General features: G+C 69.6%; 32 protein-coding genes and 1 tRNA gene. 8 read left to right on the top strand and 25 right to left on the bottom strand.

Annotation, left to right across the window (positions count from 1 at the left end):
• Nucleotides 1-4: 4 nt before the first annotated feature.
• The 3 genes from Dac01nite_RS03230 to Dac01nite_RS03220 are packed head-to-tail and all read right to left on the bottom strand — an operon-like array spanning nucleotide 5 to nucleotide 1,588.
• Nucleotides 5-367: a VOC family protein gene (locus Dac01nite_RS03230; RefSeq protein WP_203653334.1), complete on the bottom strand. Its 363-nt coding sequence runs from the start codon at nucleotides 365-367 to the stop codon at nucleotides 5-7.
• A gap of 20 nt (nucleotides 368-387) precedes the next feature.
• A complete protein-coding gene (locus tag Dac01nite_RS03225) occupies nucleotides 388-582 on the bottom strand; it encodes a hypothetical protein (protein WP_203653333.1) in 195 nt (64 codons plus the stop codon).
• A 10-nt stretch (nucleotides 583-592) separates the two neighbouring features.
• Nucleotides 593-1,588: a helix-turn-helix transcriptional regulator gene (locus tag Dac01nite_RS03220; RefSeq protein WP_203653331.1), complete on the bottom strand. Its 996-nt coding sequence runs from the start codon at nucleotides 1,586-1,588 to the stop codon at nucleotides 593-595.
• A gap of 119 nt (nucleotides 1,589-1,707) precedes the next feature.
• Between Dac01nite_RS03220 and Dac01nite_RS03215 the strand changes: the two genes are divergently transcribed.
• Nucleotides 1,708-2,646 carry an alpha/beta fold hydrolase gene (locus Dac01nite_RS03215; protein ID WP_203653330.1) on the top strand — a complete coding sequence of 313 codons (939 nt, stop codon included), beginning with the start codon at nucleotides 1,708-1,710 and terminating at the stop codon, nucleotides 2,644-2,646.
• 81 nt (nucleotides 2,647-2,727) lie between these two features.
• On the opposite strand, the gene Dac01nite_RS03210 is transcribed toward Dac01nite_RS03215, so the two are convergent.
• Entirely contained in the window at nucleotides 2,728-3,426 is a 699-nt protein-coding gene (locus Dac01nite_RS03210) for a fasciclin domain-containing protein (RefSeq protein WP_203653328.1), read from the bottom strand.
• 325 nt (nucleotides 3,427-3,751) lie between these two features.
• Between Dac01nite_RS03210 and Dac01nite_RS03205 the strand changes: the two genes are divergently transcribed.
• Together Dac01nite_RS03205 and Dac01nite_RS03200 are read left to right on the top strand one after the other, a co-directional pair.
• Nucleotides 3,752-5,539 carry a cytochrome c biogenesis protein DipZ gene (locus Dac01nite_RS03205; protein ID WP_203653326.1) on the top strand — a complete coding sequence of 596 codons (1,788 nt, stop codon included), beginning with the start codon at nucleotides 3,752-3,754 and terminating at the stop codon, nucleotides 5,537-5,539.
• Nucleotides 5,540-5,596: 57 nt separating this feature from the next.
• Complete coding sequence (locus Dac01nite_RS03200) at nucleotides 5,597-5,776, top strand: hypothetical protein (protein ID WP_203653324.1); 180 nt, start codon at nucleotides 5,597-5,599, stop codon at nucleotides 5,774-5,776.
• Here the strand turns inward: Dac01nite_RS03200 and Dac01nite_RS03195 are convergent.
• A complete protein-coding gene (locus tag Dac01nite_RS03195; RefSeq protein WP_203653322.1) occupies nucleotides 5,773-6,729 on the bottom strand; it encodes a helix-turn-helix transcriptional regulator in 957 nt (318 codons plus the stop codon). The genes Dac01nite_RS03200 and Dac01nite_RS03195 overlap by 4 nt on opposite strands.
• A 104-nt stretch (nucleotides 6,730-6,833) precedes the next feature.
• Here Dac01nite_RS03195 and Dac01nite_RS03190 point away from each other — a divergent pair, with 104 nt between their 5' ends.
• On the top strand, nucleotides 6,834-7,256 hold the full coding sequence (locus Dac01nite_RS03190) for a VOC family protein (RefSeq protein WP_203653321.1): 423 nt from the start codon (nucleotides 6,834-6,836) through the stop codon (nucleotides 7,254-7,256).
• A 24-nt stretch (nucleotides 7,257-7,280) separates the two neighbouring features.
• Here Dac01nite_RS03190 and Dac01nite_RS03185 read toward each other — a convergent pair whose 3' ends face one another.
• From Dac01nite_RS03185 to Dac01nite_RS03160, 7 genes are all read right to left on the bottom strand, one after another.
• Nucleotides 7,281-7,817 (bottom strand): VanZ family protein, encoded by a 537-nt coding sequence (locus tag Dac01nite_RS03185; protein WP_203653320.1) that lies wholly within the window; start codon nucleotides 7,815-7,817, stop codon nucleotides 7,281-7,283.
• Nucleotides 7,818-7,877: 60 nt separating this feature from the next.
• Complete coding sequence (locus Dac01nite_RS12175) at nucleotides 7,878-8,012, bottom strand: hypothetical protein (RefSeq protein WP_275404506.1); 135 nt, start codon at nucleotides 8,010-8,012, stop codon at nucleotides 7,878-7,880.
• A 47-nt stretch (nucleotides 8,013-8,059) separates the two neighbouring features.
• Nucleotides 8,060-8,398, bottom strand: a complete 339-nt coding sequence (locus Dac01nite_RS03180) for a DUF6054 family protein (RefSeq protein ID WP_203653319.1) — start codon at nucleotides 8,396-8,398, stop codon at nucleotides 8,060-8,062.
• 31 nt (nucleotides 8,399-8,429) lie between these two features.
• Nucleotides 8,430-8,502 (bottom strand) — tRNA-Lys (locus tag Dac01nite_RS03175).
• 66 nt (nucleotides 8,503-8,568) lie between these two features.
• Nucleotides 8,569-8,901, bottom strand: coding sequence for a DUF202 domain-containing protein (locus Dac01nite_RS03170; protein WP_203653318.1), 333 nt, complete (start codon nucleotides 8,899-8,901; stop codon nucleotides 8,569-8,571).
• Nucleotides 8,898-9,257, bottom strand: a complete 360-nt coding sequence (locus tag Dac01nite_RS03165; protein ID WP_203653317.1) for a YidH family protein — start codon at nucleotides 9,255-9,257, stop codon at nucleotides 8,898-8,900. Before Dac01nite_RS03165 ends, Dac01nite_RS03170 begins: the two co-directional genes overlap by 4 nt.
• Nucleotides 9,254-10,198 carry a phosphotransferase gene (locus Dac01nite_RS03160; protein ID WP_203653316.1) on the bottom strand — a complete coding sequence of 315 codons (945 nt, stop codon included), beginning with the start codon at nucleotides 10,196-10,198 and terminating at the stop codon, nucleotides 9,254-9,256. The genes Dac01nite_RS03165 and Dac01nite_RS03160 overlap by 4 nt, the downstream gene beginning before the upstream one ends.
• Nucleotides 10,199-10,319: 121 nt before the next feature.
• On the opposite strand from Dac01nite_RS03160, the gene Dac01nite_RS03155 reads away from it, so the two are divergent.
• Nucleotides 10,320-10,601 carry a hypothetical protein gene (locus Dac01nite_RS03155; RefSeq protein ID WP_203653315.1) on the top strand — a complete coding sequence of 94 codons (282 nt, stop codon included), beginning with the start codon at nucleotides 10,320-10,322 and terminating at the stop codon, nucleotides 10,599-10,601.
• Here Dac01nite_RS03155 and Dac01nite_RS03150 read toward each other — a convergent pair.
• Both Dac01nite_RS03150 and Dac01nite_RS03145 read right to left on the bottom strand, forming a co-directional pair.
• Nucleotides 10,598-11,830 (bottom strand): RNA polymerase sigma factor, encoded by a 1,233-nt coding sequence (locus Dac01nite_RS03150; protein ID WP_203653313.1) that lies wholly within the window; start codon nucleotides 11,828-11,830, stop codon nucleotides 10,598-10,600. The genes Dac01nite_RS03155 and Dac01nite_RS03150 overlap by 4 nt on opposite strands.
• A gap of 129 nt (nucleotides 11,831-11,959) precedes the next feature.
• A complete protein-coding gene (locus tag Dac01nite_RS03145; RefSeq protein ID WP_203653311.1) occupies nucleotides 11,960-12,310 on the bottom strand; it encodes a YciI family protein in 351 nt (116 codons plus the stop codon).
• Between the two features lie 116 nt (nucleotides 12,311-12,426).
• On the opposite strand from Dac01nite_RS03145, the gene Dac01nite_RS03140 reads away from it, so the two are divergent.
• On the top strand, nucleotides 12,427-13,008 hold the full coding sequence (locus tag Dac01nite_RS03140; RefSeq protein WP_203653309.1) for a DUF1349 domain-containing protein: 582 nt from the start codon (nucleotides 12,427-12,429) through the stop codon (nucleotides 13,006-13,008).
• Between the two features lie 19 nt (nucleotides 13,009-13,027).
• Here the strand turns inward: Dac01nite_RS03140 and Dac01nite_RS03135 are convergent, their stop codons facing one another.
• The 9 genes from Dac01nite_RS03135 to Dac01nite_RS03095 all read right to left on the bottom strand — a co-directional run bounded on the left by Dac01nite_RS03135 (nucleotide 13,028) and on the right by Dac01nite_RS03095 (nucleotide 19,760).
• Entirely contained in the window at nucleotides 13,028-13,708 is a 681-nt protein-coding gene (locus Dac01nite_RS03135; RefSeq protein WP_203653308.1) for an NAD(P)H-dependent oxidoreductase, read from the bottom strand.
• Nucleotides 13,705-14,145: a MarR family winged helix-turn-helix transcriptional regulator gene (locus tag Dac01nite_RS03130; protein WP_203653306.1), complete on the bottom strand. Its 441-nt coding sequence runs from the start codon at nucleotides 14,143-14,145 to the stop codon at nucleotides 13,705-13,707. Before Dac01nite_RS03130 ends, Dac01nite_RS03135 begins: the two co-directional genes overlap by 4 nt.
• Nucleotides 14,146-14,230: 85 nt before the next feature.
• Nucleotides 14,231-14,548: an AzlD domain-containing protein gene (locus Dac01nite_RS03125; RefSeq protein WP_203653304.1), complete on the bottom strand. Its 318-nt coding sequence runs from the start codon at nucleotides 14,546-14,548 to the stop codon at nucleotides 14,231-14,233.
• The gene (locus Dac01nite_RS03120; RefSeq protein ID WP_203653302.1) at nucleotides 14,545-15,312 is read right to left on the bottom strand and encodes an AzlC family ABC transporter permease; all 768 of its coding nucleotides are present in this window, start codon (nucleotides 15,310-15,312) and stop codon (nucleotides 14,545-14,547) included. The genes Dac01nite_RS03125 and Dac01nite_RS03120 overlap by 4 nt, the downstream gene beginning before the upstream one ends.
• Before the next feature lie 71 nt (nucleotides 15,313-15,383).
• Nucleotides 15,384-15,674, bottom strand: coding sequence for a DUF1540 domain-containing protein (locus Dac01nite_RS03115; RefSeq protein ID WP_203653301.1), 291 nt, complete (start codon nucleotides 15,672-15,674; stop codon nucleotides 15,384-15,386).
• 258 nt (nucleotides 15,675-15,932) lie between these two features.
• The gene (locus Dac01nite_RS03110) at nucleotides 15,933-16,691 is read right to left on the bottom strand and encodes an iron ABC transporter ATP-binding protein (RefSeq protein ID WP_203653300.1); all 759 of its coding nucleotides are present in this window, start codon (nucleotides 16,689-16,691) and stop codon (nucleotides 15,933-15,935) included.
• Nucleotides 16,688-17,755 carry an iron chelate uptake ABC transporter family permease subunit gene (locus Dac01nite_RS03105; RefSeq protein WP_239066473.1) on the bottom strand — a complete coding sequence of 356 codons (1,068 nt, stop codon included), beginning with the start codon at nucleotides 17,753-17,755 and terminating at the stop codon, nucleotides 16,688-16,690. The genes Dac01nite_RS03110 and Dac01nite_RS03105 overlap by 4 nt, the downstream gene beginning before the upstream one ends.
• Entirely contained in the window at nucleotides 17,742-18,728 is a 987-nt protein-coding gene (locus Dac01nite_RS03100; RefSeq protein WP_203653299.1) for an ABC transporter permease, read from the bottom strand. Before Dac01nite_RS03100 ends, Dac01nite_RS03105 begins: the two co-directional genes overlap by 14 nt.
• A gap of 15 nt (nucleotides 18,729-18,743) precedes the next feature.
• Nucleotides 18,744-19,760: a siderophore ABC transporter substrate-binding protein gene (locus Dac01nite_RS03095; protein ID WP_203653298.1), complete on the bottom strand. Its 1,017-nt coding sequence runs from the start codon at nucleotides 19,758-19,760 to the stop codon at nucleotides 18,744-18,746.
• A gap of 474 nt (nucleotides 19,761-20,234) precedes the next feature.
• On the opposite strand from Dac01nite_RS03095, the gene msrB reads away from it, so the two are divergent.
• Nucleotides 20,235-20,690 (top strand): peptide-methionine (R)-S-oxide reductase MsrB, encoded by a 456-nt coding sequence (gene msrB, locus Dac01nite_RS03090; RefSeq protein WP_203653297.1) that lies wholly within the window; start codon nucleotides 20,235-20,237, stop codon nucleotides 20,688-20,690.
• Between the two features lie 7 nt (nucleotides 20,691-20,697).
• Nucleotides 20,698-21,321, top strand: a complete 624-nt coding sequence (locus Dac01nite_RS03085; protein ID WP_308438274.1) for a hypothetical protein — start codon at nucleotides 20,698-20,700, stop codon at nucleotides 21,319-21,321.
• A 490-nt stretch (nucleotides 21,322-21,811) separates the two neighbouring features.
• Here the strand turns inward: Dac01nite_RS03085 and Dac01nite_RS03080 are convergent, their stop codons facing one another.
• Together Dac01nite_RS03080 and Dac01nite_RS03075 are read right to left on the bottom strand one after the other, a co-directional pair.
• On the bottom strand, nucleotides 21,812-22,780 hold the full coding sequence (locus Dac01nite_RS03080) for an NUDIX hydrolase (protein ID WP_203653296.1): 969 nt from the start codon (nucleotides 22,778-22,780) through the stop codon (nucleotides 21,812-21,814).
• A complete protein-coding gene (locus Dac01nite_RS03075) occupies nucleotides 22,777-25,056 on the bottom strand; it encodes an RNA degradosome polyphosphate kinase (RefSeq protein ID WP_203653295.1) in 2,280 nt (759 codons plus the stop codon). Before Dac01nite_RS03075 ends, Dac01nite_RS03080 begins: the two co-directional genes overlap by 4 nt.
• Nucleotides 25,057-25,103 lie beyond the last annotated feature (47 nt).

Below are 25,103 nucleotides of genomic sequence, written 5' to 3'. Positions count from 1 at the left end.
CTGGCTAGACCTCGGTGACGCCCTCGTAGAGCCCGATGACGTTGCCATCGAAGTCCTCGATCACGGCCCACCAGCTGGTCTCCGAGATCTGCTCCTTGCCGCGCACCACCGTCGCGCCCTGACTCTTCGCGAGCGACAACGTGTGCTCGATGGAGTCGACCTCGACGTAGCTGCGCGGCTGGCTGAAGTCCTCGTCCCGGGGCGCGAGTCCGCCGCCGCTGACCCGGTTGGGGGCCTGCCACATCGGGTAGTCCTCGAACCCCGGAGGCGCCGCGATCTGCCAGCCGAACAGCAGGTTGTAGAAGTGCTTGGCCCGGTCCATGTCGGACACAGGGATGTCGATGTGGGTGATGTCGCCGTGGGCCATGGGAAGTCCTGTCCGTCTCGCTACCTGTCGCAGGCGCACACGTGGTTGAACGACACCACCTGGTCGCCGTCCTCGGGACGTGCCCACGATTCGGCCTCTGCCCGGCTCGCGAAGGTGCGAGGGGCGAGGCGACCGCTGGCCATGAGCACGCTGAACTCGATCTCCTCGCGGGGGTCGCTCCACTCGAGGGTGGTCGCCGTCTGCTCGCTGGGCATGCCTCTCACTCTAGTTCTGACGTGCGGTGGCCGCACGCGGCGGTGGGGGTCCCGCGAGGCGTGCGCCGAGCTCGCGGACGGCGTCGTGCAGCTCGACGGGACTCTCGACCGTGACCGGGGCGACGAGCGCGATCCGCGCGACCACCCACGTCAGCCAGGGGAGATCGTCTCCCCGAATCTCGACGCGACAGCCGCTCGCGCCAGGCTCCAGCACGGTGTGGTCCGCCCAGCGCAGCGCGTCGGCGAGGGCCTCGGGCGATGCGGCGATGGAGAGGATGCCTGCGTGTGGCCGTGGCATCGAGGCCAGCGCGCCGGCGACGAACGCGCCGGCATCTCCGCCGGGAATCTCGCGAGGTGCGAAGCGGCCGCCTACTGGGCGGGGTGCGCGGATGCGGTCCAGGCGGAACGTGCGCCAGTCGGCGCGCTGCTGGTCCCACGCCACCAGGTACCAGCGGCCATCCGTGGAGACCAGCTGGTGAGGGTCGACCAGGCGCCGCGAGTCCATCCCGTCGCCGCGGCGGTAGTCGAACCGGATGCTCTCGCCGTCACGACATGCGGCGGCGAGGACGCTCAGCGTGCCGGGATCCACCGCACCGGCGGCCGACACGGCGTCCAGGATCGCAACGTGGGCGTGCACAGCGGAGACGCGGCGCCGCAAGCGGTGCGGGAGCAGTCGCTCGATCGTGGCGAGAGCGCGCAGCGAGGTCTCCTCCATGCCGCTGATCGCGGCCTTGGTCGCGAGGCTGAGCCCGATGGCGACGGCGACGGCCTCGTCATCGTCGAGCACGAGCGGGGGCAGGTGCGCTCCCGCCTGGAGACGGTAGCCGCCGTGCTTGCCCGAGGTGGCGTCCACGGGATATCCCAGCTCTCTGAGCCTGTCCACGTCACGACGCACGGTCCGTTCGGTGGTGTCCAGCCGGTCGGCGAGCTCGGTGCTGCTCCAGAGCCTGTGGGTCTGCAGCAGTGACAGAAGCGCCAGCGCGCGAGCGGTGGGATCCTTGCGCATCTTCCGACTCTGCCATGACTTGCGGACAGATTCTGTCCGCAAAGGTCCCTAACGTCGCCGTGGCCGAACGTCGAGGACCCGCGATCGGTCGATTCAGAAGGGTCCGCAAAGGAGTCACCATGACCAATCAGAGCGAGTTCTCTCAGCCGTCCAGGATCGCCGTCAACGGCGTCGAGCTCGAGGTGTTCGAGGCCGGACGCGAGAACGCCGGCAACCCCATGGTCCTGTGCCACGGCTGGCCGGACCATGCCTTGACCTGGCGTCGTCAGGTGCCAGCACTGGTGGAGGCCGGATACCACGTGATCGCTCCCAACCAGCGAGGATTCGGAGGCTCGTCGCGGCCCACGGAGGTCGAGGCCTATGACGTCGAGCACCTCACCGGAGACCTCGCCGCGCTCCTCGATCACTTCGGCTACGAGAGCGCCGCGTTCGTGGGGCACGACTGGGGCGCGACGGTGAGCTGGTGGCTGACCGCGCTGCGGCCCGAGCGCGTGAGCAGGGTCATCGCCCTCAGCGTCCCCTACCTGGCTCGGGGCGACATGCCCTGGGTGCCGTTCCTCGAGGCGATCCTGGGCGCGGACTACTACATGGTCCACTTCAACCGGCAGCCCGGCGTCGCGGACGCTGTGCTCGACCAGCACACCCGGCAGTTCCTGCGCAATCTCTATCGCATGAACCTGCCGGCTCCCACGCCCGCGCCCGGCAACGCGATGATCAACCTCGCGCTGGCGCAGGAGGCGCTGGGCGATCCGATCCTCAGCGACGGCGAGCTCGACGAGCTGGTCGCGGCCTTCGAGGAATCGGGCTTCGCGCCCGGCATCAACTGGTATCGCAACCTGGATCGCAACTGGGAGCTGCTGGGAGAGGTGGACCCCGTGATCCACCAGCCCGCTCTGATGATCTACGGCGACCGGGATCCGGTCGCACGCGCGGAGGGCCTGCAGGAGCTCGTCCCGAACGTGGAGGAGGTCAGCCTCGACTGCGGTCACTGGATCCAGCAGGAGCGGCCCGAGGAGACCACGCAGCTCATCGTCGACTGGCTCGCCCGGGGGCGGTGAGCCGAGAGCACGACGACGGCCGCCGACCCGTGGGGGAGAGGGTCGACGGCCGTCGTGGCTGTGCTGGGCCGAGCGCGCTGCTTACTCGGCGGCCGGGGGCATCAGCACCGTGTCGATCAGGTACACGGTCGCATTGGCGGTCTGGACTCCACCGCACAGGACCATGGACTCGCCGTTGACGGTGAGGTCGTCGCCGGAGCCGGTGACCTCGAGGTCCGCGCCGTTGACGGTGGTCCAGGTGCCAGCGATCTCCGCAGGCTCCACCTGGCCGGGGACCACGTGGTAGGTGAGGATCGAGGACAGCAGGTCCGCGTCGTCCTGCAGGGTCGCGATGGTGTTCTCGTCGATCTTCGCGAAGGCGTCGTCCACGGGAGCGAACACCGTGAACTCGTCACCGTTGAGGGTGTCGACCAGGTTGACGCTGGGGTTCAGCTCGCCGCTCACGGCGGAGACGAGGGTGGTGAGCATGGGGTTGTTGGACGCGGCGACCGCGACCGGGTCCTGGGACATGCCCTGGATCGAGCCCGCGCCGTCCGGGACGGCGGCGTCGTAGTCCATGCAGGCAGGGCCCACGAGGTTGGCGTAGGCGTCCATCTCCATGGCGTCCTCCTCCATGGCGTCCTCCGTCATGGCCGGGTCTGCCTCCTCGGTCATCTCCGGGGTGTCGGACATCGCCGGGTCCTCCATGTCGCCGTCCGAGGCGCTGCAGGCGGACAGGGCGAACGTGCCGGCGACGGCCAGTGCGAGCCCGGTCGAGAACTTCGTCTTCTTGGTAAGCATGGCTTCCTCCGTATGTCTGGGTCCGGGGGTACGGGCCCACTGTGCTGCGCTGAGTGTCAGCGCCCGCCGCGACTGCAGCGACACCACCGGTTCGCCCGGTCGCGAGGGGCGGATTGGTGAGACTTCTCGGCGTCGACTCCGACCGCTCAGCACACGGGTGAGGCGGTAGTGACGCCAGGGGCCCGAGCGACGTCACACCCGGCTCTCGTCTCCCACCAGTCACGCCTGTGTGGTGAGCGGTCGGCGACCGGTGCATCGGCCGTGCGCGCCAATCCGCGCCACGCCGCCACCCGAACCTGCCGCAACACCTACGGAGGCAACGGACATGGAACTCGTCATCATCGGGCTGCTGGGCGGGCTCATCACAGGGATATCGCCGTGCATCCTGCCGGTGCTTCCGGTCATCTTCCTCACGGGCGGCGTCCAGTCCTCCCGGATCCAGCAGTTCGACGCGCTCGGCACGGGCACGGTGGGCAACGTGGGCGGCGGTGCGGCCGTGGCGACCAAGACGGCCGATGCCCCAGTCGCCACCGTCTCGAAGTGGCGCCCGTACCTGGTGATCGCCGGCCTGGTCACCAGCTTCACGCTGGTCACCCTGGTGGGCTCGATCGCGCTGACGGCGCTCAACCTGCCGCAGGACGTGATCCGGTGGGTCGCGATGGCGGTGCTGGTCTCGATCGGCATCGGCCTCATCGTGCCGCGCTTCGAGCACCTCCTGGAGCGCGCCTTCGCCTGGGTGCCCACCCGCAAGGTCGACAACAACAAGAACGGGTTCGGAGTGGGGCTCGCGCTGGGCGCCGTGTTCGTTCCATGCGCCGGGCCGGTGCTGGCGGCGATCATCGTGGCCGGCTCCACGGGTCAGATCGGCTGGGACACGGTCCTGCTCACGGTTGCCTTCGCGGTCGGTGTCGCAGTGCCGCTGCTGTTCTTCGCGCTCGCGGGACGCGGGCTGTCCGAGCGCGTCAAGGCCTTCCGCAAGCGCGAGCGCGGCCTTCGCATCACGGCCGGCGTCGCGATGATCGCGCTCGCGATCGGACTCGCGTTCAACCTGCCGCAGGTGCTCCAGCGCGCGCTGCCGGACTACACCGCCGGCATTCAGGAGGACCTCACGGACAACGAGGCCGCACGCGAGGCGCTCGCGCTCGGCGGGCTGGTCAACGACGAGAACAAGGACCTCGACCAGTGCAGCAACGGCGCCACGGAGCTCGAGAGCTGCGGCACGGCGCCGTCCATCAAGGGCATCGAGGCCTGGTTCAACACCCCCGACGAGCAGCCCATCGAGCTCGCGGACCTGCGCGGCGAGGTGGTGCTCATCGACTTCTGGGCCTACTCCTGCATCAACTGCCAGCGCTCGATCCCTCACTCGGTCGCCTGGGATGAGACGTACGGCGACCTGGGCCTGAACGTGATCGGCATCCACTCGCCCGAGTACGCGTTCGAGAAGGACGAGGGCAACGTGCGCGCCGGCGCTGAGGACTTTGGCATCACCTACCCGGTGGCGCTCGACAACAACCTCGCGACCTGGACCAACTACCGCAATCGCTACTGGCCCGCGCACTACCTGATCGATGCCGAGGGCACTGTGCGCCACATCTCGTTCGGCGAGGGCAACTACGAGGCCACCGAGGAGATGATCCGCGAGCTCCTGAAGGACGCGGACCCGTCCGTCGAGCTGCCCGGCGAGACCGACGTGGACGACGTCACCCCGGACGTGGGCTCGACCACGCAGGAGACCTTCCTCGGCACCTCGAAGGACGTGAACTTTGGCGGCGGCGTTCGCTACGCGCCCGGCGAGGGAACGTACGAGTTCCCCGAGGATCAGGCCGCTGACTCGTTCGCGCTGGACGGCGACTGGCAGCTGGAGACGCAGTACGCGACTCCCGCGGGGGCCGATGCGCGGATGAGGCTGGGCTTCCACGCCACCGAGGTGCGGATGGTCCTGGCAGGCTCCGGCACCGTCACCGTGAGGCTGGACGGGGGCGAGTCGCGGACCATCGAGGTGGACGGCACGCCGCGGTCGTATCAGCTCGCCGACGGCGTCGGCGAAGGCCAGCACGTGATCGATGTCGAGGTCAGTCAGGGCGTGGAGGCGTACTCGTTCACCTTCGGATGAGCGGGCCGCAGCGGCCGCTGTGCGGAATAGCAGGGACCTTCGGAGTGTCTACTGGGCATGAAGATCTTCCTGATCATCCTGCTCATCGCCGCCGTCGCGCTCGGAGTCCTCGGCTTCATCATCGAGGCGCTGTTCTGGCTGGCCGTCATCGGTTTGGTGCTGTTCCTCGTGACGGCGGGCTACTGGTGGTTCAAGTTCCGCTCGTCCCGCAGCAAGGACGTCGACACCGCGCGCTAGACCGCTCCGGCTGCTGCCGACGCCGTCCGTCCTAGGCGCGCGAACGCCTCCCGGAGCGGCGCAGGCTCCACATCGGTGAGGGCCGCGTCGAAGCGCAGCAGCAGTGCAGCGAGACCCGCCCACGACCACGAGCCCAGCGTCACCCGCGTGAGTCCAGCCCCCGCATCGGCCGCATGCCCATCGCCCACGAAGGGGGCGACCTCGCGGAGCGCGAGCGCCACGGTCGCCGCGCCGGTGCATGGCCAGGCCGTCCCGCTGTCCGCGCCGCGGAAGCGCGCGGCAAGGAACGCCTCCACATCGTCACCCGGAAGATCACGCCTGGTGAAGCGCCTGCCGGTGGCCATCATCGGCGTGAGCCTGTCCAGGCGGAACACGCGCCAATCCTCGCGGTCCAGGTCCCAGGCGACCAGGTACCAACGCCCGGAGACGAGCGCGACATGGTGCGGCTCCGCGCGGCGAGGAGGCGTGGGTGCGCCGTCGTCGTGGCCATAGCGGAAGCGCAGGACCTCGCTGGCGTGCACGGCTGCCGTCACCGCCAGCAGAGCGTCTGGCGCGACTGTTGCTGCCGCAGGGGCGACGGTCACGCCCAGCGCATCGACGCGATGCCGCAAGCGCGCGGGCAGCACCTGTCGCACCGTGGTGAGGGCTTGGGCAGAGGCCTCCGCCACGTCGACACCGGAGGCGGCCAATGCCCGCAGGGCGACCGCGAGCGCGATGGCTTGGGCGTCGTCGAACAGCAGCGGTGGCAGCTCCGCGCCGGCCTCCAGGCGGTATCCGCCGTCAGGGCCCTTGACGGCCCGGATGGTGTAGCCCATCTCGCGCAGCCGTTCCACATCGCGACGCACGGTGCGCGGGGTGATGTCCAGGCGCTCAGCCAGCACTCTCCCGGGCCAGTCACGGCGCGACTGCAGCAGCGACAGCAGTCGCAGCAGGCGCGTGGTCGGCGTGGCCATGCGTCGACCCTAGGCCCTATAGCGGACCGATTCTGACCTCTACCGGTGACAGCGTGGCGCCTGAGCTCGCCACCGTGGCGGGCCGTCCCACACAGGAGAACCCCATGAGCATCGCCACCACCACCCACCTCAACTTCCGCGGCACCGCGCGCGCCGCGCTCGAGCACTACCAGTCCGTGTTCGGCGGTGACCTCGCCGTCGTGACCTACGAGCAGGCGGGTGCGCTCACGGACGGCGCCGAGCCGGAGCAGATTATGTGGGGCCAGGTCGCCTCGCCCGAGGGCTTCCGCGTGATGGCCTACGACGTTCCCGCGGAGCGCCCGTGGGAGCCTGGCGTGGCACCGTTCTTCGTGTCGGTGCGAGGCGCCACCTTCGAGGAGGTCGAGGCGTACTGGACACGACTTGCGGAAGGTGCGACGGTCCTGGTGCCCTTCGCGGCATCCGCGTGGAGCCCGGGCTACGGGATGCTCGTCGATCCTTTCGGAGTGACCTGGGTGCTCGACGTCGCGGTGGCGTACGAGGGTTGACCCGTCGCGCGCGGCGGCGGAACCCTACTGGGGACGCCGTCGCGCGCGCAGGACCACGACGGAGATCAGCGCACCGAGCACACCGCCGGCCAGTGCGCCAGTCGTGTTGAGGATGATGTCGTCGATGTCCGCCACACGGCCCAGCGAGTACTGAGCCGCCTCGATCCCGGTGGAGAGCAGCCCGCCCACGAGCATCGCGATGCACGTCCTCGCCCAGAAGCCGCCGCGCGCAAGGCAAGCGACCGCGAAGCCCAGTGGGACGAACATCGCGACGTTGCCCACCACGTTGAGCCACGAGGCCGTCCCGCGATTGTTGAAGCCGCGGTCGATCTCCGTGAACGGCTCCAGGTTGACGCCCTGAGCACCGGTGAAGCCGCTGTCCAGGGCTGAGCCCAGGGTGAGCGCGCCGATGGCCGCGAGGCTCAGCAGCAGGCAGGTCCACAGCGCGGGCCGCACGCCACGTCCCAGCACCAGTGCGAGGGACACGACGACGATCGCGAGGACCGCGAAGCCCAGCAGGGGCACGGCGACAGGCACGCCGCTGACGGCGATGTTCGGCATGGTCCCTCCTGGCTCAACTCTCCCGAGCAACGGCTGAGCCGATGCGTGGGTTCCTCGACGTCAGGAGTCCTCTCCCTCGCGTGCGTCCCTGATGCCGTCACGCACCGCGATGCGGATGACGTAATAGAGCACGTACAGGAACGTCGCCCCGAACAGAATCCCGAGGATGAGGAAGAGCGGGGGGATGGTGTCCATGCGGGCCATTGTGGCCGTGGGACGCGGCTCCCGGCAACGGCCGCAGCTCAGCCCCCGTGGAACCCGTCGATCGCCTCGATCGCCTTGTCCATGAAAGCAGCCTCGCCGAAGGTGTTGATCTTGAAGAACAGCGCCTCGCTGCCGCCCGAGGTCGTCAGCGACACCTCCATCTGCGCTCCCACCGCGAGAATGCTCAACGAGAGCGTGACACGGTTGCTGCCGGTCATGCTGTACCGCTCGTAGGTCCGCAGGATCATGCGCGCCTCGCCGAGGGACAGCGTGTCCTGGTGCTCGAGCGTCGCGGAGGCGCTGCCGCGAGTGATGGCAGCGTCCATGTGCTGGGCGAGGGCGGTGGCCGAGCCCGTCAGAGACCTCGTCTCGTGCATCGATTCCCCCTCCACTTCTCGCGATCCGACGTGGGCCCCGTGGGGCTCGAACCCACGACCTACGGATTAAAAGTCCGCTGCTCTACCAACTGAGCTAGAGGCCCGCCACAGAATCCTACGCGGCACGCACCCGCGCCAGGTCGAGCAGGACAGGAGGCGCGCATCGGCCGTCAGTAGGCCGCGACCACGAACGCCAGACCTCCTGCGCCCAGCAGCAGGCACGCCCCCGCGAGGGCGGCCACTGGCACTCCAGGGGAGGGCGCGAGGCCTGACCCATGGACCATCTCCACCACGGCCCGTCCATACGCCCGATGCGCCACCAGGTACGCCACCAGTGCCACCGCCACGACCGCCAGCCCTATCGCGTAGGACACCGGCCCCACCTGATCGGACAGCACTCGTGCACCCACGGCGCCGCCGCCGGCGATCGCCAACGCCGTGCGACGCCAGGACAGCAGCGTGCGCTCGGGCTGGAGCCCGTCGTCGTACCGGGGGACGCTCACACCAGCCACCCGATGAGCAGCAGCAGGGCAGCGGTGAACACGCCCGCCACGATCACCGCGCCCAGGCCAGGCCCCGGCATCGGCCTGTGCAGCCGCATGGCCTTCTCCGTGCGCCACCAGCCCAGCCAGGCCTGTGCGGCCGCGAGCAGGCCCAGCACAGCGAACACCGTCGCCGCCGCCGCTCGCAGACCCGGCTGCACGGGGAGCTCGAGTGCCTCGACCGCGACGCCGGCGGCGATCAGTGCCAGTGCCGTGCGCACCCACGCCAGGAACGTCCGCTCATTGGCCATCGAGAAGCGCGGGTCCGGCTCCTCGCCCACGCCGTAGACGGCACGGGGAAACCGACGGTCAGTCATGAGTCCTCCCGAGGGTCGATGACGCTTAGCTCGTGCAGCCCTCGCCACGCCATCGCGAGGTTGAGCGGCCGGTCCAGGGTGGCCCACAGCACGCACTTCGACAGCCCGATTCCAGTGAGGCGGTCCTCGAGCCCGGGATCCTCGACACCGGTGGCCTCGCGATAGGCGGCGACCGCCGCCATGACGCCGGCGTGCGGCATCACCGTGTACAGGAAGCCCAGGTCCACCGCGCGATCACAGCCGGCCATCTTGCCCCAGTCGATGATTCCCGCGAAGGCTCCATTCGCGGAGAGCACATTCGAGCCGTGCAGGTCCGCATGGGACCACACCACGTCTCGACCGGCGGGCGCGTCCAGTGCCGCCTTCCACAGCGCGTCGATGCGCTGTACGTCCAGGCGCTCACCCGCCGGTCCACGTGCGTCGGCCAGCTGGTCCAGCGCCCAGGCGAGGTCCGCGCCCCGCGCCGCCATGGGGAGGGACTGCTCGGGGTTGTAGGGGGCGTCCGCATCGGCGCGGCAGTGGATCTGCGCGATCGCCCGTCCCATGCTCGGGCCAGCGGCCGCCGTGAGAGGCACCTTGTCCGCGGTCGCCGATGGCACCCAGCTGACGATCGCCCACGGCCACGGGTAGCCGTGACCGGGCAGACCGCTGCGGACCACGCGAGGGAACGGGAAGTCCCACGCATCGGACAGTCGCGGCACGAACCTGGTCTCCGCGATGAGCGAGTCCACGGCGGCCTCGACACGGGGCAGGCGCACCGCCAGGTCATCGCCCAGCCGGTACATCGCCATGTCCCAGCCATCGAAGCGCTCGCCCAGCTCGAGCTCGTGGAAGTCGGGGTCCTGGTCATCGACCAGCCCGCGGACGGTCTCCGGCGTGATCGATGGATGAGCGCGAGGCGGCCCGGTGTCGAGGGGCGTATGCGCATCTCGCTGGGTCATGGTCGCGACGCTAGCACCGGCGGTGCCGCGGCGCGGCCCGCGGGTGCGCGTGGTGCGCATGGATGGATCCGAGGGCGGCTGGCGTTGACCCGAGGGAAGGAACTCGAGGAGAGGAAAGATCATGACCGACCACGAGAACCACCCGAAGGACAAGCCCCGCGACCCGGCGAGCGAGACGGACCAGGACAAGCCGATCGCGGTCGACAACGCAGCGAGCCACCGTCCGGAGGCCGCTGACGGGCCCAACTTCCAGTCGCCGTCGAAGGACCCGGTGTCCGCGGAGGGCCGCGTCGCCAAGGGCGGCAATCAGAACCCGGACGTGAAGCAGCCGCCGGACTCTCAGATGCACAAGCAGCAGCGCAGCCAGGGCATGAACCACTCCGGCTGGGAGGGCAAGGGCTAGGCGCCCGCCTTCCCCCGGAGGAAGGTTCGCTCCGCCGGGTTCTCTGTCAGCTCGGCGGCCGTCGCGAAGGCGGCGCGCGCCTCCTCCAGGCGGCCCAGCCGCTCCAGGAATGTCGCCCTGGTGGCGTGCCACAGGTGATAGCGCTCGAGCGGCAGCCCGTCCACCAGCGCGAGGGCGGCGGCCGGACCGCGCACCTCGGCGAGCGCGACGGCTCGGTTGAGCTCGACCACCGCCGTGGGTGTGAAGGCGAACAGCTGGTCGTACAGCGCGAGGATCTGCGGCCAGTCCGTGTCCTCGAAGCGCCGCGCGTCGCCGTGCACTGCCGCGATGGCCGCCTGCACCTGATACGGCCCTGGCTGGCCTGCCTCGATGCAGTCGAGCACCAGCCGCTGGCCCTGCTCGATCAACGCTCGGTCCCACAGCGACCGGTTCTGATCGGCGAGCAGCACCACATCGCCGCTGGCGTTGAAGCGGGCGGGCCGGCGTGACTCCGTCAGCAGCATCAGTGCGAGCAGACCGGTGGTCTCCGGGTGGTCCGGCAGCAACGCGCGCACCTCGCGCGTGAGTCGGATCGCCTCGCGCGCCAGGTCCGGCCGGGTCGCGTCGGTGGTGCCGCTGTAGCCCTCGTTGAACACCAGGTACAGCACGGCGAGCACCGCGCCCATGCGCTCCGGCAGCTCCTCGCGTGACGGCACGCGGTAAGGAATCCGAGCGGCGGCGATCTTGCGCTTGGCGCGCGTGATGCGCTGCGCCATCGTGCTCTCCGGCACCAGGAAGGCGCGCGCGATGTCCCGCGTCTCGAGGCCCCCGATGAGGCGCAGCGTCAGCGCGACCCTGGCCTCCATGCCCAGCGCCGGGTGGCAGCAGGTGAACATCAGCCGCAGCTGATCGTCCCGCACCGGCTCGTCGAGCGCGTCCGCGATGGCCTGTGCTGGATCCGCTTGCGTGCCGTCCTCGCCCTCCATGACGGCGCGGCCGCGGTAGCGGTCCTCGCGGGTGCGCTCGCGCCGCACCACGTCGATCGCGCGATGCTTGGCGGTGGTGACGATCCATGCCGCGGGGCTCGGCGGGACGCCGTCGCGCGGCCACACCTCGAGCGCTCGCACGAAGGCGTCCTGCACGGCCTCCTGCGCGGAGTCGATGTCGCCCAGCATGCGCACCAGGGTCGCGACGGCCTTGCCTGACTCATGCCGGAACACCGCCGCGACCTCGGCAGAGGCATCGGCCATGGTCAGGCCCCGGCGGCGAGGTGTTCCGCATGCAGCGCCCCCACGCGCCGCCCGAACTCCTCCATCCGCTCCGGTGTGGGCGGCGGCGAGTCGAGCCCGTCATGGACGCTCAGCATGTACCGCGCCACGTCACTCTCCCTGGAAGGGGCGCACCTCGACGGGGCTCTGGCATGCGGCGGAGGCCTTCGCCGCCCACGTCAGTGCCGTGTCCAGGTCGGGCAGCTCCAGCACCCAGAATCCGCCGATGCGCTCGCGGGCCTCCGCGAAGGGGCCGTCCGTGGTGAGGGTCTCGCCCTCGCGCACGTGGACGGTGGTGGCGGTGTCGGGGGCCTCGAGGCCGCCGGCGAACACGTAGATCCCCGCTGCCTGAGCCTCGTCGTTGAAGGCTGCGGTGTCACGGAACATCGCCTCGACGTCCGCGTCATCGTCGAACAGCGGCTTCGAGTAGTCGTGGTGGACGCTGAACAGGTACTCGGTCATGGTGCTCTCCTTGTCTGGCCGGGCCACGCGCCCCGCCTCACCCACTCCACGAATGGGCCATGCCGGTTTCGACACTAGGTCCCCGGCCGCCCTGCTGCACGCCCTAGCCTGGGGTCATGTCGCTGGAGGAGCTGTTGCGCGATGGCGCCTGGACCACCGAGCCCGTGCGGGCGGCCATCGATGACGGCGTGCTCCGCGTCGAGGCTCGCGAGGGCTCCGATGCCTGGCGCGTCACGTCCTATGACTTCATCCATGACGACGCGCATGCGTTGCTGGCGCCGCTCGCCGCTCGCGAGGCTGTCGAGGTGTCCTTCCTGCTCGACTACTCCGAGCAGTTCGACCAGGCAGGAGTCATGATCCGGGTCGACGAGCGCACCTGGATCAAGGCCGGCGTCGAGGTCTCCGACGGCGCGCCTCAGGTAGGCGCGGTGGTGACGCGCGGAGTGTCCGACTGGTCCGTGGCGCCTGTGCCCGAGTGGGTGGGGCGCGAGGTCACCGTGCGGGCCTCGAGAGCCGGCGATGCGGTCACCGTTCGCGCTCGGGTCGAGGACGAGCCGTGGCGGCTGGTCCGTGTGGCGCCCCTGGACCCCACGGCCGATGCGCGGGCCGGGCTGTTCTGCTGCGCGCCCTCCCGGTCGGGGCTGACGGTCACCTTCACCGATCACCGGCGCGGCGAGGCGGACGGCTCGCTTCACTGACGCGGCGCGGCCCGTCCCGTCAGGCCGATGCGCGGGCCGGCTCCCGCCTTCCGGCGGCCGTGTCGCGCGGGGTGCGGAGTGCATCGGCCGTGCCGTGCTTGGCGGCGCGCGCGATGGCTCGCTCGAGCCTCGCGGTGGACGCGTGCCGCACCTCGGGGACGCGGGTGACACCCACCGTCCTGATGCCGCAGTACCAGAGCGTCGAGTTCTTGAGGGCGATGGGTGCGGCGTCGCGGTAGAACCAGCGGTTCCACCACGCGGGGGAGTCCATGGTCATCACGAGTCGCGCCGTGCGCCCGGCGAGGTGCTTGTCCCAGCCCCGGCCCTGGGCTCGGTAGCTGAAGGCGGTGCCGGACAGCAGCACGCGATCGATCCACGCTTTGAGCGCAGCGGGATAGGTGCCCCACCACTGGGGGAACAGCATCACGAGGTGGTCCGCGGCGTCGACGAGCTCGATGTATCGGGCGACGTCGGGGTCGAGGGGAAGGTCGTCATCGTGGTCCTCGCGGGGCGCGCGCAGGTGGCCGCGGGCGCGAGGGTGATCCGGGATGGGGTCGCGGGCGAGGTCGATCACGTCGACACGGGCGCCGGCGGCGCGTGCGGCGTCCACGTACGCGCCGGCAAGGGCGTGGTTGAGGCTGTCCGCGAGCGGCGTGCCGATGACGACGAGGATGCCGGGTGGGCGAGTGAGGGTGGTCATGCGCGGGGTCCCTTCTGACGGAAGATCGCGGTGAGGGTGTTGAGGTGATCGTTGAGAGCGCTCAGGTCGATCCCGCTCGCGTCCGGGTGGTCCACGAGCGCCGCGAACTGCTCGTCGAGGTCCCGTCCGGCGCGCTCGACGAGGTCGCGCGCGCTGTCCGTGAGCTCGAGCAGCACGCGCCTGCCCTGGCCCGGCGGGTGGGTGGTCGTCACCCACCCGGCCTTGACGAGGCTCGGGACGCGCTTGCTCACCGCGGCCTTGGTCACGCCCAGGCAGCGGGCGAGGTCGGTGATGTCCGTGGGCTCCACGTCCGCGAGTGTGGCGAGCGCGATGAACTGGCTGCCGGTGATGCCGTGACGGGCCTTGAGGAGCTCGTCGGCCTGTGCGTCGAGCTCGGAGACGAGCTCGTGGAGAGTGAAGGTGATCTTGTCGGACATGACATCGAGTCAACCAGTTGACTCGATGTGTGTCAACAGGTTGACTTCGATATCGTGCGAGGAGACCGCGGGCGCGGACGGTGGGCTACAGGCCCGCCAGCAGCAGCGCCGCGAAGGCCACCACGCCCGCCAGCAGCGTCCAGCCCATCGAGCGCTTCCACAGGGCGACGAGCGCGGCCACCAGCGCTGCCAGGTGCCAGGCGCCGAACCCGCGCCACTGCCCCTGGTCCAGGAACAGCGCATTCGCGATGATCGCCGCCATCGCGGCCGGCGCCACCAGCGACAGCATCTTCCGCACGCGCGGCGGGAGCTCGCGATCGCCGCCCAGCAGCAGGATCCCGGAGATGCGGATCAGGTACGTGCCGATCGCGGCGATGGTGAAGACGACGAAGGCGGTGATCACTGCGCCTCCTCGAGCGGCTCGACATCCCGGGGCTGCCGTCGTGACGGCACCAGCGCACCCAGGCCGATTCCGGCCAGCGCGCCCACGAGCACGTTCAGCCCGTACGGCAGGTCCTTGAGGATCAGCACCACCGCCGTGGAGATCGCGGCTGCGGCCACTGCGGGCCATGTGGTCAGAGCAGGAACCATCACCGCGATGAACATCAGCGGCACGATGAACCCGATCTGCCACGCGTCGGGGATCACGGGCCCCAGCACCACGCCGGCCGCGGTGCCGAGGATCCACACCAGCACGAACGGACCGGAGACGCCCAGGATGAACCAGCGTCGTCGCACGGGGTCGGGCCACTGATCGGCGCGCAGCACGGACACGGCCGCGGACTGGTCCGTCATCAGGTACGCCAACCCCAGCTGCCAGCGCCGCGGGAACGCGGAGAACACCGGAGCGAGAGCCGCGGAGTACAGGGCCAGACGCGCGTTGATCACCAGCGCCGTGAGGATCGCGATCACCGCCGGAGCGTCCTGGCGCAGCGCCTCGACGATCGCGATCTGGCTCGCCCCGGCGGTGACGGTGGCGCTCGCGTACGGCGCGAGCCAGGCGGGCAGGCCCACCACGTCGACGAGCGCTCCGAAGGCCAGGCCGAACAGCACCGAGCCCGGCATGAGCGGCGCGATCGACGCCGTGCCCTTCCAGAAGTCCCGCCACTGCTGAGGACCGATGCGCAGGAACGCTCCGCGCGCGGGCGGCGGCGGGGCGGGGGTCACCGCGCCAGTCTCGCACGGCGTCACGGGGCCAGTGCGGCAGCGGCTGGCCCGCGGCTGCCGTCCGAGTGCGGCTAGGCGCGAGCCTCGTAGGTGAGGCAGTCGGCGGTGTCGAAGGAGGCGCCTACCTCGATGGCCTCAGCGGTGCAGGCCATGTCCGCGTTGTAGGTGCAGTCGGTGCGGGTGCACGCGCCTACCCCCGCGTGGTCCGAGTGGCCGCCCTTGGCGTCCGAGTCGACGAAGGTCGCGCAATGCGCGTGGTCGCCGGAGACGTTGATGGCGCCGGCGCGGCAGCCGTCGTGGTTGAAGCCGCACGCCTCGACCGAGCAGGACGAGACGATGGGAAGGCTGATCATCGTGGCCATGGTTCCTCCTTGGTTGGTCCGATGCCGCCAAGAATACGCTGTAAATGCCCTGCCGTCGCGTTTTGAAATAAAGATACAAAGCGATCATCAAAACAATATTGAAACGCCATTGTTTCTGAAAGGGCGATCTTAGTTCGCTTCTACCAGGGAGGATGTACGGGGCGCGGGCACGCGTCAGGATTCCTGCGCGTCGGCATCAGGGCGGCGCGCTGCCGCGATCGAGGATCTCTCGCGACCATGAGCCAGTGGACGTGCCGATCAGCGGAAGTAGGCGGCCATCCGGTCGCCGTCGAGCTCATGCACGTGGAATGCCATGCCGTAGACCGACTCGAGCGCTTCGGGCGTCATCACCCTCGCCGGCGGGCCGTCCTGCACCACTGCCCCATCGCGCATCGCGATGATGCGGTCGGAGTACACCGACGCGTAGTTGATGTCGTGCAGCACCAGCACCACGGACTTGCCGTGCGTGTCCGCGAGACCACGCAGCAGCCGCATCAGGCCGGTGGCGTGGACCATGTCGAGGTTGTTCAGCGGCTCGTCCAGCAGCACATAGCGGGTGTCCTGCGCGAGCACCATCGCGACGTACGCGCGTTGGCGCTGGCCACCGGAGAGCTGGTGGATGGGTCTTTCGGTGAGATCACCCAGGTCGCAGTAGTCGATGGCCGATGCGACGGCGGCGCGGCATTCGGGCGTGAGCCGACCGTGGGAGTGCGGATAGCGGCCGAACTCCACGAGCTCGCCCACGGTGATCCGCGCAGAGGTGTGCTGGTCCTGACGCAGGATCGACAGCTTCTTCGCCACGTCCTTCGAGGGCGAGCGGAACACGTCCAGACCCTCGACTGCGACCGTTCCTGCATCGGCTCCCAGGATTCTGGACACGATCGACAGCAGCGTCGACTTGCCCGCCCCGTTAGGGCCGATGATCGAGGTCACCCCCGCGTCGGGCAGATTCAGGAAGACGCCGTCCACCACGGTGGCCTCGCCGTAGGACTTGGTGATGTCCTGGATGGTGATCATGCGCGAGCCTCCTTGAGCAGCAGGGCGATGAAGTACACGCCGCCCACGACGTTGATGATCGAGCTGAGCGTGCCCTGGAAGTGCAGCACGTGGGCGAGCAGGGCCTGGCCCAGCACCAGCGCCACGATCGCGAGCAGCCCGGCCGCGGTCAGGTTGACGACGTGGCGGTGCGTGCGGGTGAGCTGATACGCGAGGTTGGCGACCAGCAGCCCCAGGAAGGTGATGGGGCCCACGAGCGCCGTGGACACCGACACGAGCCCCGCGACTGCGAGCAGCAGCGCCGTCACCGTGCGGTCGTAGTCCAGTCCCAGCGTGATCGCGCGCTCGCGGCCCAGCGTCAGCACGTCCAGGCGCGGCGCCATCCGGTAGGCGACCAGGATCCCAGCGCCCAGCAGCACCGCGGAGATGCCCAACAGCTCTGTGTCGATCGCGTTGAAGGACGCGAACAGCTGGTCCATCAGGCGATCGAACTCGTTGGGATCCATCACCCGGAACATGAACGACGTGAGCGAGCCAAAGAACGTGCCGGCGATCACTCCCACCAGCACCATCGTGTATAGCCCGCGGGTGCCGTCGCCCAGGACCGCCTTGAACAGCAGCGTCGCGGCTCCCATCATCAGCCCGGCGTTGACGCCGAACATGAGCAGCGGGTCGATCGACTCGGCCACCGTGGACCCCAGCACGAAGACCAGCGTGGTCGCCAGCAGCACGTACAGCGCATCGAAGCCCATGATCGACGGCGTCAGGATGCGGTTCTGGGTGAGGGTCTGGAAGATGACGGTCGACACCGCGATCGCGACGCCGACGATCGCCAGCGCCGCCACCTGCTCCAGGCGTCGCGGCAGCGCGAAGTCCCAGTGGCCGTCGACGCCCCAGGTGAGGTAGAGCGCCAGAGAGCCAGTCAGGAGCGCCCCGAGTGACACGAACACGAGCACCAGTCGCCGCTCGAGCGGGCGCCCGGCCGATGCGCGGGCAGGCTCTGCCTGGTCCGTCACCTGGGCGACGGACGCGCCCGGCGTGACGGGTGCATCGGCGATGCGTGCGGCGGCCTTAGGCGGTCGCATAGCGATTGCTCCTTCGCAGGACCAGCACCAGGAAGATCGCGGAGCCGACCACACCCACGATGGTGCCCACCGCGATCTCGTACGGGTGGATGAGCCAGCGGCCCAGGATGTCGCACAGCACCACGAGCGCCGCACCGGCGAGCGCCGTGGTGGGGAGCACCCGGCGCAGGTTGTCGCCCAGCATGAGGGTAACGATGTTGGGCACGATCAGTCCCAGGAAGGGAATCGCGCCCACGGTCACGACCACGACGGCGGTCACCATCGCGGCGATGGTGAGGCCGGCGCTCATCCACAGGCGGTAGTCGACGCCGATGTTCGTTGCGAATTCCCGTCCCATGCCGGCTGCGGTGAAGCGGTTCGCGAAGAGGTAGGCCACCAGCACGACGGCGCCAGCGAGCCAGAGGGTCTCGTAGCGGCCTTGGATCACGCCGGAGAAGTCGCCGTTCATCCACACGCTCATGGTCTGGGTGAGGTTGTGGCGGTACGCGAAGAACTCGGCGATCGCGCTGAACACGCCGCCCAGCAGCAGCCCCACCAGCGGCACCAGGATCACGTCCTTGAACTGGATGCGCTGAATGATGCCGATGAACAGCGCAGTGCCGGCGAGCGCGAACACCATCGCGATGGTGATCTTGGTCATGATCGAGGCGCCGGCGAACAGCACTGTCGCGGTCAGCAGCCCCAGGCCGGCGGCGTCGATGGTCCCGGCCGTGGTCGGTGCCACGAAGCGGTTGCGGGCGAGGTGTTGCATGATCAAACCCGCGACGGCGAGCGCGGAGCCCGCGAGCAGCAGCGCCGCGGTGCGCGGCACCCGGCTGAGCGCGAACACCTCGCGCGCCTCGGGGTCGGTGAGCAGAGACCCGAGGTTCACGTCCGCGACTCCGACGAACAGCGACACCACGGCGAGCACGAGCACGGCAGCGGCCGCCACCCAGGGGGCGGCGGCCGCTACGGTGCTGCGGGGAGTGCTCATGGACTCAGAGGCAGGTCAGGAGACCAGCGAGCCGACCTCGTCGAGGATGGTGTTGACGGAAGTGAGCCCGCCGAAGGACAGGTACCACTTCTCGGTGTCGACATAGAGGACGTTATCGTTCGCCACGGCGGTGGTGCTGTTGACGAGCTCGTTGTCGAGCACGGCCTGGGCGGCCTCGCCCTCCTCGCCGATGGCGGCGTCGCGGTCGAGCACGATCAGCAGCGACGGGTCCACCTCGGCGATGAACTCGAACGAGATCGCGTCGCCGTGATCGTCGATCGCGACCTGGTCGATCGCCGGTTCGACGCCCAGCAGGTTGTAGACGAAGTCGAAGCGGCCCTCCTCGGACGGCCCGTACGCGGAGACCTCGCCGGCGCTGGTCATGAGCACCAGGCCTGGGCCCTCGTCCGCGGCGTCGGCGGCGACGGCCTGAGCGCCTGCGGTGACCTCGGCGAGTGCTGCGGCGGCCTCGTCCTCGGCGCCGAAGATCTGGCCCAACGCGGTGGTGTTGGTCTCGAAGGTGGTCATGAACGCCTCGGAGCCCCAGCCGAAGGACAGGTCGATGGTGGGCGCGATGGCCTCCATCGCCGGCAGCGTCGCGGCCGAACGCCCGCCCACGATGATGAGGTCCGGCTCCGCGGCGTTGATGGCCTCGTAGTCGGGCTCGAACAGAGTGCCGGTGTTCTCGGTGGACGTGGTGTAGTCCGCGAGGTAGCTGGGGACGGCGTGGTGGGGGATGCCCACCACGGATTCGCCCGCGCCCAGGTAGTCGATGGTGTCGAGGATGCCGTGCTCGACCACGATCACGCGCTGGGGCCGGAACGGCACGGTGGCCTCGCCCTGCGCGGTGGTGATGGTGACCTCGGTGGGGGTCTCCTCGGCGGGCTCGGTGGTCTCCTCGACCGCCGCGTCGACGTCCTGGCCAGCGGGATCCGCGCTGTCGTCGGGGTCAGAGTCGGTGGCGCACGCGGCGAGAGCGAGAGCAGCGGCCGCGAGCATGGCGGGCATGCGCACGGAAGTGGCGACAGGCATGGTTTCTCCGTTGTCAGATGGTGGATTCATGGACGTCGACGTCGCGTGCGGTTCGCCCTTGGCTGAACCGGCGGGAATTACGCTAGCGGTAAGTTGCGAAAAAGCCAACCCTTCGGAGCAATATCGTCCGATGTGCTGCTCTACCTGCCCCAATGGTCCGTCACTCGCGCCCCAGCGTCCCGCCTCGCCCACGCATCGGCCGCCTCCGCGATTCCCTCGAATGGGCGTCTCTGAGTGCTGAGGCGCCGCGCAGCGGTCGGATGCTCCGATACACCTGCGGGGCAGGCGTGCGCCGGCGACGGAGCGGGAACAAATCCGGGCCCGCCCGCGTCTGACTCTATGAACCTGTCACGGCGAGATGCCGCTCAGGCTCTCCCCGTGAGAGCACGTGGCGCCCGGTCCATCCCCCCTCAGCGGACCGGGCGTCACGTGCGCTCGGGACGCGTAGTCTGAAGGCTGACGGAAGGAGCCGCGATGATCCCCCGCATCGAGAAGACCGATGAGCAGTGGCGAGCCGAGCTGAGCCCCGACGAGTTCCACGTGCTGCGCGAGGCAGGCACCGAGCGCCCCTGGACCGGCGAGCTGCTCGACAACAAGCGCGATGGCGTCTACCGCTGCCGCGCGTGCGGAGCCGAGCTGTTCCGCTCCGACACCAAGTTCGACAGCCACTGCGGCTGGCCGTCCTTCTTCACCGCCGAGAACGACGCTGTCACCCTGAGCGAGGACATGTCGCTGGGCATGATCCGCACCGAGGTGCGTTGCGCCACGTGCGACTCTCACCTGGGCCACGTGTTCCCCGACGCCCCGCAGACGCCCACGGGCGACCGCTTCTGCATCAACTCCGTCTCCCTGACCTTCGAAGAAGGCGCCACCCCGGCCGATGCGCGCACCACCTTGGGCGCGGGGGCCGAGACGTCCGAGGACGCCTGAGTTGGCAGTGCCCCGCTTCCGGCGTCCAGCCATGCTCGACATGGAGGAGGCCGAGCAGATCGAGGGGGACATCGACCCCGCCGATCGCGGACTGATCGCTCACGAGACCGCCCTCGCGCTGGTCTCCCAGGCTCGCGCGTCTCACGACCCCGAGCTCACCGAGCGCCTGGTGAGGCTCGTGGACGAGGAGGGCATCGACACCGTCGCGATGATGTGGTCCAAGGCTGGCGCGCACACCCTGCCCGGAGCCTTGTGGCGCATCTACATGCTGCGCGAGTGGGTCAAGTTCGACTCGGTGGCGGTCGCGCGGTCGTATCACCACGGGGTCCACGCGGCGCACGTGCGTCATGCGATCGCAGGAGTGGAGGACCCCCCGGGGCCTGCTGAGGTGCGCTCGCTCGCGGACTCGGTGCTGTCCGGCGTGTTCTCCGGCGACCTGGCCGTGGCGCTCGAGCGGGCCGGGGCGTTCTGCCGGGTGGTCGCGACCGGCGCGGCCTTCGAAGCCGAGTCCGACGACGGTCACAACGACCGTCGCGCCCACCAGACCTCGCTCAGGGCCGCCCAGCTCTTGCGCACCGGCGAGGACCTCGAGCGCTGCGCCGCGATGTGGCGCGAGGACCGTCTGGATTGAGCCGGCGCATCGGCCGCCTTCCAGTCAGCCCCAGCTCTCCCAGAATTTGGCACCACTTTCATCGCCCAAGGGCGTTGGTGAGGAAGATACCTCCACGCTGGGTGCGGGATCCCGCCGATGCGCACCTGATCCCACGGACGCCGGTCGGGTCACCGTGTGGTGACCCGCGCATCGGCCCCTCCCACTCGGGTGGAGGCGTCTTCCTCGTCGGACGGCCAAGGCGAGGAAAGTGGTGCCAAATTCCGGGAGGGGAGAGGCGCGAGGTACGGGGGTGTTGAGTCCCCGCGCGAGGGGCGTACAGTGGTGAGTGACATCGGACTGCGGCAGCCCCGGGCTCCAACACCAGCCGCCACGAGCGGCCTTCGCGCCGACTGGCGCTCCCAGTCCGATGTCGCTTCATGTGCTCCGCCGCCGCGAGCCGTCCGAGATGGGCGGTGAGCCCTTCTTCTGCGAGTGTCACTGGGGTAGAAGCGCCCACCTCGCGGTTTCTCTACGGATGCACCTGCAGCAGGTGCGTCTCGATCGCGGTCACCCGCGCCCCGGAGTCCGTGTCCAGCACATGCGCCACCAGCACCCCACCCGCGGGCAGGTACGGGTTCTTGCGCGGCAGCGCCCCGCGAGTGAACCAGCGGGTGGAGGCGCGGATCATCTCGACGATGGTTGGCAGCGTGGGACGGTGGGCGCACACGACCCGCCCTGATGGCTTCTCCAGCAGCTTCACGAAGGTGTTGGCCGTTGCGAGCGGCTTGGAGGCGTGGCCGGGCTCGGTGAGCGATCGGTGAGTGTTGACCTTCAACCCTGCGGCGTCCGCGTACGGCTCCACCGTGGAGACACAGCGGCGCGCGGGCGATGACTCGACGTGCCTGGCTCCAAAGGCCGCGAACAGCGGCACCAGCTGGCGTGCCCTCTCCGCGCCGGCCTTGGTGATGGGCCGGTCCATGTCCTCGCCGGACCACGCCTTGCGGCGCTTGGCACGTGCGTGGCGGACCAGGACGAACGCGCGTGTGTCGAGACGGTCGTTCTCGTACGCGTCCACCAGCACCTCGAGAGGCCTGAGGTCGTCGCGAAAGGTGATGCGCTTGCGCGCCTCCTCCACGGTGAGCCAGCGGGTCTTGTCGATCTCGTGCTTGGAGGCATCCTTCACCGGCGGGCGAGCCTTGACGGTGGAGCCGCCGCTCACCACCTGCGCGGCCCAGTACTTGACCACCTTGGTCTTGCCGCCGGTGGGATAGCGCAGCGTGGGCAGGGGCTGCCCGAGCACCACCTGCTTGCCGGTCTCCTCGGCGACCTCACGGATCGCGCAGGCCGGCAGCGTCTCGCCCACGTTGAGCTTGCCCTTGGGCCACGACCAGTCGTCGTATCTGGGGCGGTGAACCGCGAGCACCTGCAGCTGGTCGTTCTTCACGCGCCACACGAGCGCGCCGGCCGCGATCACCGTGCCGGGCGGGTAGCGCCTCACTTGCGCTTGGCCCTCCGCTTGGGCTGGCGCTTGATGTAGGTGGCCTGGACGTCCTTGAGGCGGGTGCCGTCGACGGCCTCGTCCTGACGCACCCACGCGCCATCGGAGCCCAGCTCCCACGCGATGAAGTCGTCGGACATGATCATCGCGATGTTGTCCAGCAGGAACTCCTTCTGCTGGTCCGCGACGATGGTGATGAGCGCCTCGATGCGGCGGTCCAGGTTGCGGTGCATGAGGTCTGCCGAGCCGATGAACACCTCCGGATCGCCGTCGTTCGCGAACGCGAACACGCGGGAGTGCTCGAGGAACCGGCCCAGCACGGAGCGCACCCGGATGTTCTCCGAGAGCCCAGGCACGCCTGGCCGCAGCGCGCAGATGCCGCGCACCACCAGGTCCACGTCCACGCCGGCCTGCGAGGCGCGGTAGAGAGCATCGATGGTCTTCTCGTCGACGATCGAGTTGACCTTGATGCGGACCCACGCCTCCTTGCCGTCGCGGGCGCGCGCCGCCTCCTTCTCGATGCGGTCGATGAGGCCCAGTCGCACGCCCGTGGGCGCGACGATGAGGCGACGGAACTTGGCCTTGGGGGCGTATCCGGACAGCTGGTTGAACAGCTTGGTGAGATCCGCGCCCACCTCGGAGTCGCGCGTGAGCAGGCCGTAGTCCTCGTAGAGCCGCGCAGTCTTGGGGTGGTAGTTGCCGGTGCCCACGTGGCAGTAGCGCACCAGGCCCTCGTCCTCCTGGCGCACCACGAGGGACAGCTTGCAGTGGGTCTTGAGCCCCACCAGCCCGTACACGACGTGAACGCCGGCCTTCTCGAGCTTGCGGGCCCAGCCGATGTTCTGCTGCTCATCGAACCGTGCCTTGATCTCCACCAGCGCCAGTACCTGCTTGCCGTTTCGCGCTGCTTCGATGAGGGCGTCGACGATGGGGCTGTCGCCGGAGGTGCGGTAGAGCGTCTGCTTGATGGCGAGCACCTTGGGATCCGTCGCGGCCTGCGCGAGGAAGGCCTGCACGGACGTCGAGAACGAGTCGTACGGGTGATGCAGCAGGATGTCGCCGCGGCGGATCGCGTCGAACACGTTCTGCTCGTCCGCGGTCTCCACGGGTGCCAGCTGGTGGTGCGTGGTGGGCCTGAAGGCGGGGAACTGGAGCTTGGGACGGTCGAGGTCCGCGATGACGTTCAGGCCGGTGAGGTCCAGGGGCGCGGGCAGGTGGAACACGTCGTGCTCGGTGATGCCCAGCTCGCGCACCAGCAGGTCGCGGATGTGGGGCGGCAGGTCCTGAGCGACCTCGAGCCGGACGGCGGGGCCGAACCGTCGACGCAGCAGCTCGCGCTCCATCGCCTTGAGGAGGTTCTCCGCGTCGTCCTCCTCGACCTCGACGTCCTCGTTGCGGGTCACGCGGAACGTGAAGCTCGAGATCACGTCCATGCCGGGGAACAGGTAGTCGAGGTGCTCGGCGATGACGTCCTCGAGTGGCACGAAGCTGCGGGGCTCATCGGACAGCGCGGAGGCATCGGTCACCTGGGCGGCCTGGCCCGCCGAGTCGACGCTGAGGAACCGCGGCAGGGTCTCCGGCACCTTCACGCGGGCGAAGAACTGCTTGCCCGAGTCCGGATCCTTGAGCTCGACAGCGAGGTTGAGGGACAGGCCGGAGATGTAGGGGAAGGGGTGCGCGGGGTCCACGGCCAGCGGCGTCAGCACCGGGAAGATGTCCGAGCGGAACAGCTTGCGCAGCCGCTCGCGCTCCGCCTCCTCGAGGGTCTCGATGTGGACCAGGTGGATGCCCTGCTCCTGGAGCTGCGGCAGCACCCGGTCCTCGAACACGTCAGCGTGACGGTCCATGAGCTGATGCGCGCGCTCGGTGAGGGCCTCGACCAGGCGGGTGGGGCTCATGCCGGTCGCGGACGGCACGGCGAAGCCGGCGGCGATGCGGCGCTTGAGGCCCGCGACCCGCACCATGAAGAACTCGTCGAGGTTGGACGCGAAGATCGCGAGGAAGCGGGCACGCTCCAGCAGCGGCGTGTCCTCGTCCTCGGCGAGCTCCAGCACCCGCTCGTTGAACGCCAGCCAGGAGAGCTCGCGGTCCAGGTAGCGGTCCGCGGGCAGCTCCGCGTCGGGGTCGATCTCCTCGCGTTGCGGCTCGGGGTCCGCAGGAGTCTGCGCGGTCAGCTCCTCGACCGCGGGGCTGGCCTCGGAGGGCAGGGGCGCGGGCTCCGAGCGGTCGAGACCGTCGGTCGCCGTCGCGCTCGGGGAGGGGGTGCCGTCGTGCATGTGCCCATCGTGGCACGCCCGCGCGTGCGCGACCACCCCCGGAGGGC

Source organism: Demequina activiva (assembly GCF_016862815.1).
Classification (GTDB): Bacteria; Actinomycetota; Actinomycetes; order Actinomycetales; family Demequinaceae; genus Demequina; species Demequina activiva.
The sequence above is the reverse complement of the archived record's forward strand: the minus strand, read 5'-3'. Positions and strand labels throughout refer to the sequence as shown.

What these genes read in the sequence shown, in the direction of transcription:
- Dac01nite_RS03230 (WP_203653334.1), bottom strand. Translation starts at nt 367, where the DNA reads ATGGCCCACGGCGACATCACCCACATCGACATCCCTGTGTCCGACATG.
- Dac01nite_RS03225 (WP_203653333.1), bottom strand. Translation starts at nt 582, where the DNA reads ATGCCCAGCGAGCAGACGGCGACCACCCTCGAGTGGAGCGACCCCCGC.
- Dac01nite_RS03220 (WP_203653331.1), bottom strand. Translation starts at nt 1,588, where the DNA reads ATGCGCAAGGATCCCACCGCTCGCGCGCTGGCGCTTCTGTCACTGCTG.
- Dac01nite_RS03215 (WP_203653330.1), top strand. Translation starts at nt 1,708, where the DNA reads ATGACCAATCAGAGCGAGTTCTCTCAGCCGTCCAGGATCGCCGTCAAC.
- Dac01nite_RS03210 (WP_203653328.1), bottom strand. Translation starts at nt 3,426, where the DNA reads ATGCTTACCAAGAAGACGAAGTTCTCGACCGGGCTCGCACTGGCCGTC.
- Dac01nite_RS03205 (WP_203653326.1), top strand. Translation starts at nt 3,752, where the DNA reads ATGGAACTCGTCATCATCGGGCTGCTGGGCGGGCTCATCACAGGGATA.
- Dac01nite_RS03200 (WP_203653324.1), top strand. Translation starts at nt 5,597, where the DNA reads ATGAAGATCTTCCTGATCATCCTGCTCATCGCCGCCGTCGCGCTCGGA.
- Dac01nite_RS03195 (WP_203653322.1), bottom strand. Translation starts at nt 6,729, where the DNA reads ATGGCCACGCCGACCACGCGCCTGCTGCGACTGCTGTCGCTGCTGCAG.
- Dac01nite_RS03190 (WP_203653321.1), top strand. Translation starts at nt 6,834, where the DNA reads ATGAGCATCGCCACCACCACCCACCTCAACTTCCGCGGCACCGCGCGC.
- Dac01nite_RS03185 (WP_203653320.1), bottom strand. Translation starts at nt 7,817, where the DNA reads ATGCCGAACATCGCCGTCAGCGGCGTGCCTGTCGCCGTGCCCCTGCTG.
- Dac01nite_RS12175 (WP_275404506.1), bottom strand. Translation starts at nt 8,012, where the DNA reads ATGGACACCATCCCCCCGCTCTTCCTCATCCTCGGGATTCTGTTCGGG.
- Dac01nite_RS03180 (WP_203653319.1), bottom strand. Translation starts at nt 8,398, where the DNA reads ATGCACGAGACGAGGTCTCTGACGGGCTCGGCCACCGCCCTCGCCCAG.
- Dac01nite_RS03165 (WP_203653317.1), bottom strand. Translation starts at nt 9,257, where the DNA reads ATGACTGACCGTCGGTTTCCCCGTGCCGTCTACGGCGTGGGCGAGGAG.
- Dac01nite_RS03160 (WP_203653316.1), bottom strand. Translation starts at nt 10,198, where the DNA reads ATGACCCAGCGAGATGCGCATACGCCCCTCGACACCGGGCCGCCTCGC.
- Dac01nite_RS03155 (WP_203653315.1), top strand. Translation starts at nt 10,320, where the DNA reads ATGACCGACCACGAGAACCACCCGAAGGACAAGCCCCGCGACCCGGCG.
- Dac01nite_RS03150 (WP_203653313.1), bottom strand. Translation starts at nt 11,830, where the DNA reads ATGGCCGATGCCTCTGCCGAGGTCGCGGCGGTGTTCCGGCATGAGTCA.
- Dac01nite_RS03145 (WP_203653311.1), bottom strand. Translation starts at nt 12,310, where the DNA reads ATGACCGAGTACCTGTTCAGCGTCCACCACGACTACTCGAAGCCGCTG.
- Dac01nite_RS03140 (WP_203653309.1), top strand. Translation starts at nt 12,427, where the DNA reads ATGTCGCTGGAGGAGCTGTTGCGCGATGGCGCCTGGACCACCGAGCCC.
- Dac01nite_RS03135 (WP_203653308.1), bottom strand. Translation starts at nt 13,708, where the DNA reads ATGACCACCCTCACTCGCCCACCCGGCATCCTCGTCGTCATCGGCACG.
- Dac01nite_RS03130 (WP_203653306.1), bottom strand. Translation starts at nt 14,145, where the DNA reads ATGTCCGACAAGATCACCTTCACTCTCCACGAGCTCGTCTCCGAGCTC.
- Dac01nite_RS03115 (WP_203653301.1), bottom strand. Translation starts at nt 15,674, where the DNA reads ATGGCCACGATGATCAGCCTTCCCATCGTCTCGTCCTGCTCGGTCGAG.
- Dac01nite_RS03110 (WP_203653300.1), bottom strand. Translation starts at nt 16,691, where the DNA reads ATGATCACCATCCAGGACATCACCAAGTCCTACGGCGAGGCCACCGTG.
- Dac01nite_RS03105 (WP_239066473.1), bottom strand. Translation starts at nt 17,755, where the DNA reads ATGCGACCGCCTAAGGCCGCCGCACGCATCGCCGATGCACCCGTCACG.
- Dac01nite_RS03100 (WP_203653299.1), bottom strand. Translation starts at nt 18,728, where the DNA reads ATGAGCACTCCCCGCAGCACCGTAGCGGCCGCCGCCCCCTGGGTGGCG.
- Dac01nite_RS03095 (WP_203653298.1), bottom strand. Translation starts at nt 19,760, where the DNA reads ATGCCTGTCGCCACTTCCGTGCGCATGCCCGCCATGCTCGCGGCCGCT.
- msrB (WP_203653297.1), top strand. Translation starts at nt 20,235, where the DNA reads ATGATCCCCCGCATCGAGAAGACCGATGAGCAGTGGCGAGCCGAGCTG.
- Dac01nite_RS03075 (WP_203653295.1), bottom strand. Translation starts at nt 25,056, where the DNA reads ATGCACGACGGCACCCCCTCCCCGAGCGCGACGGCGACCGACGGTCTC.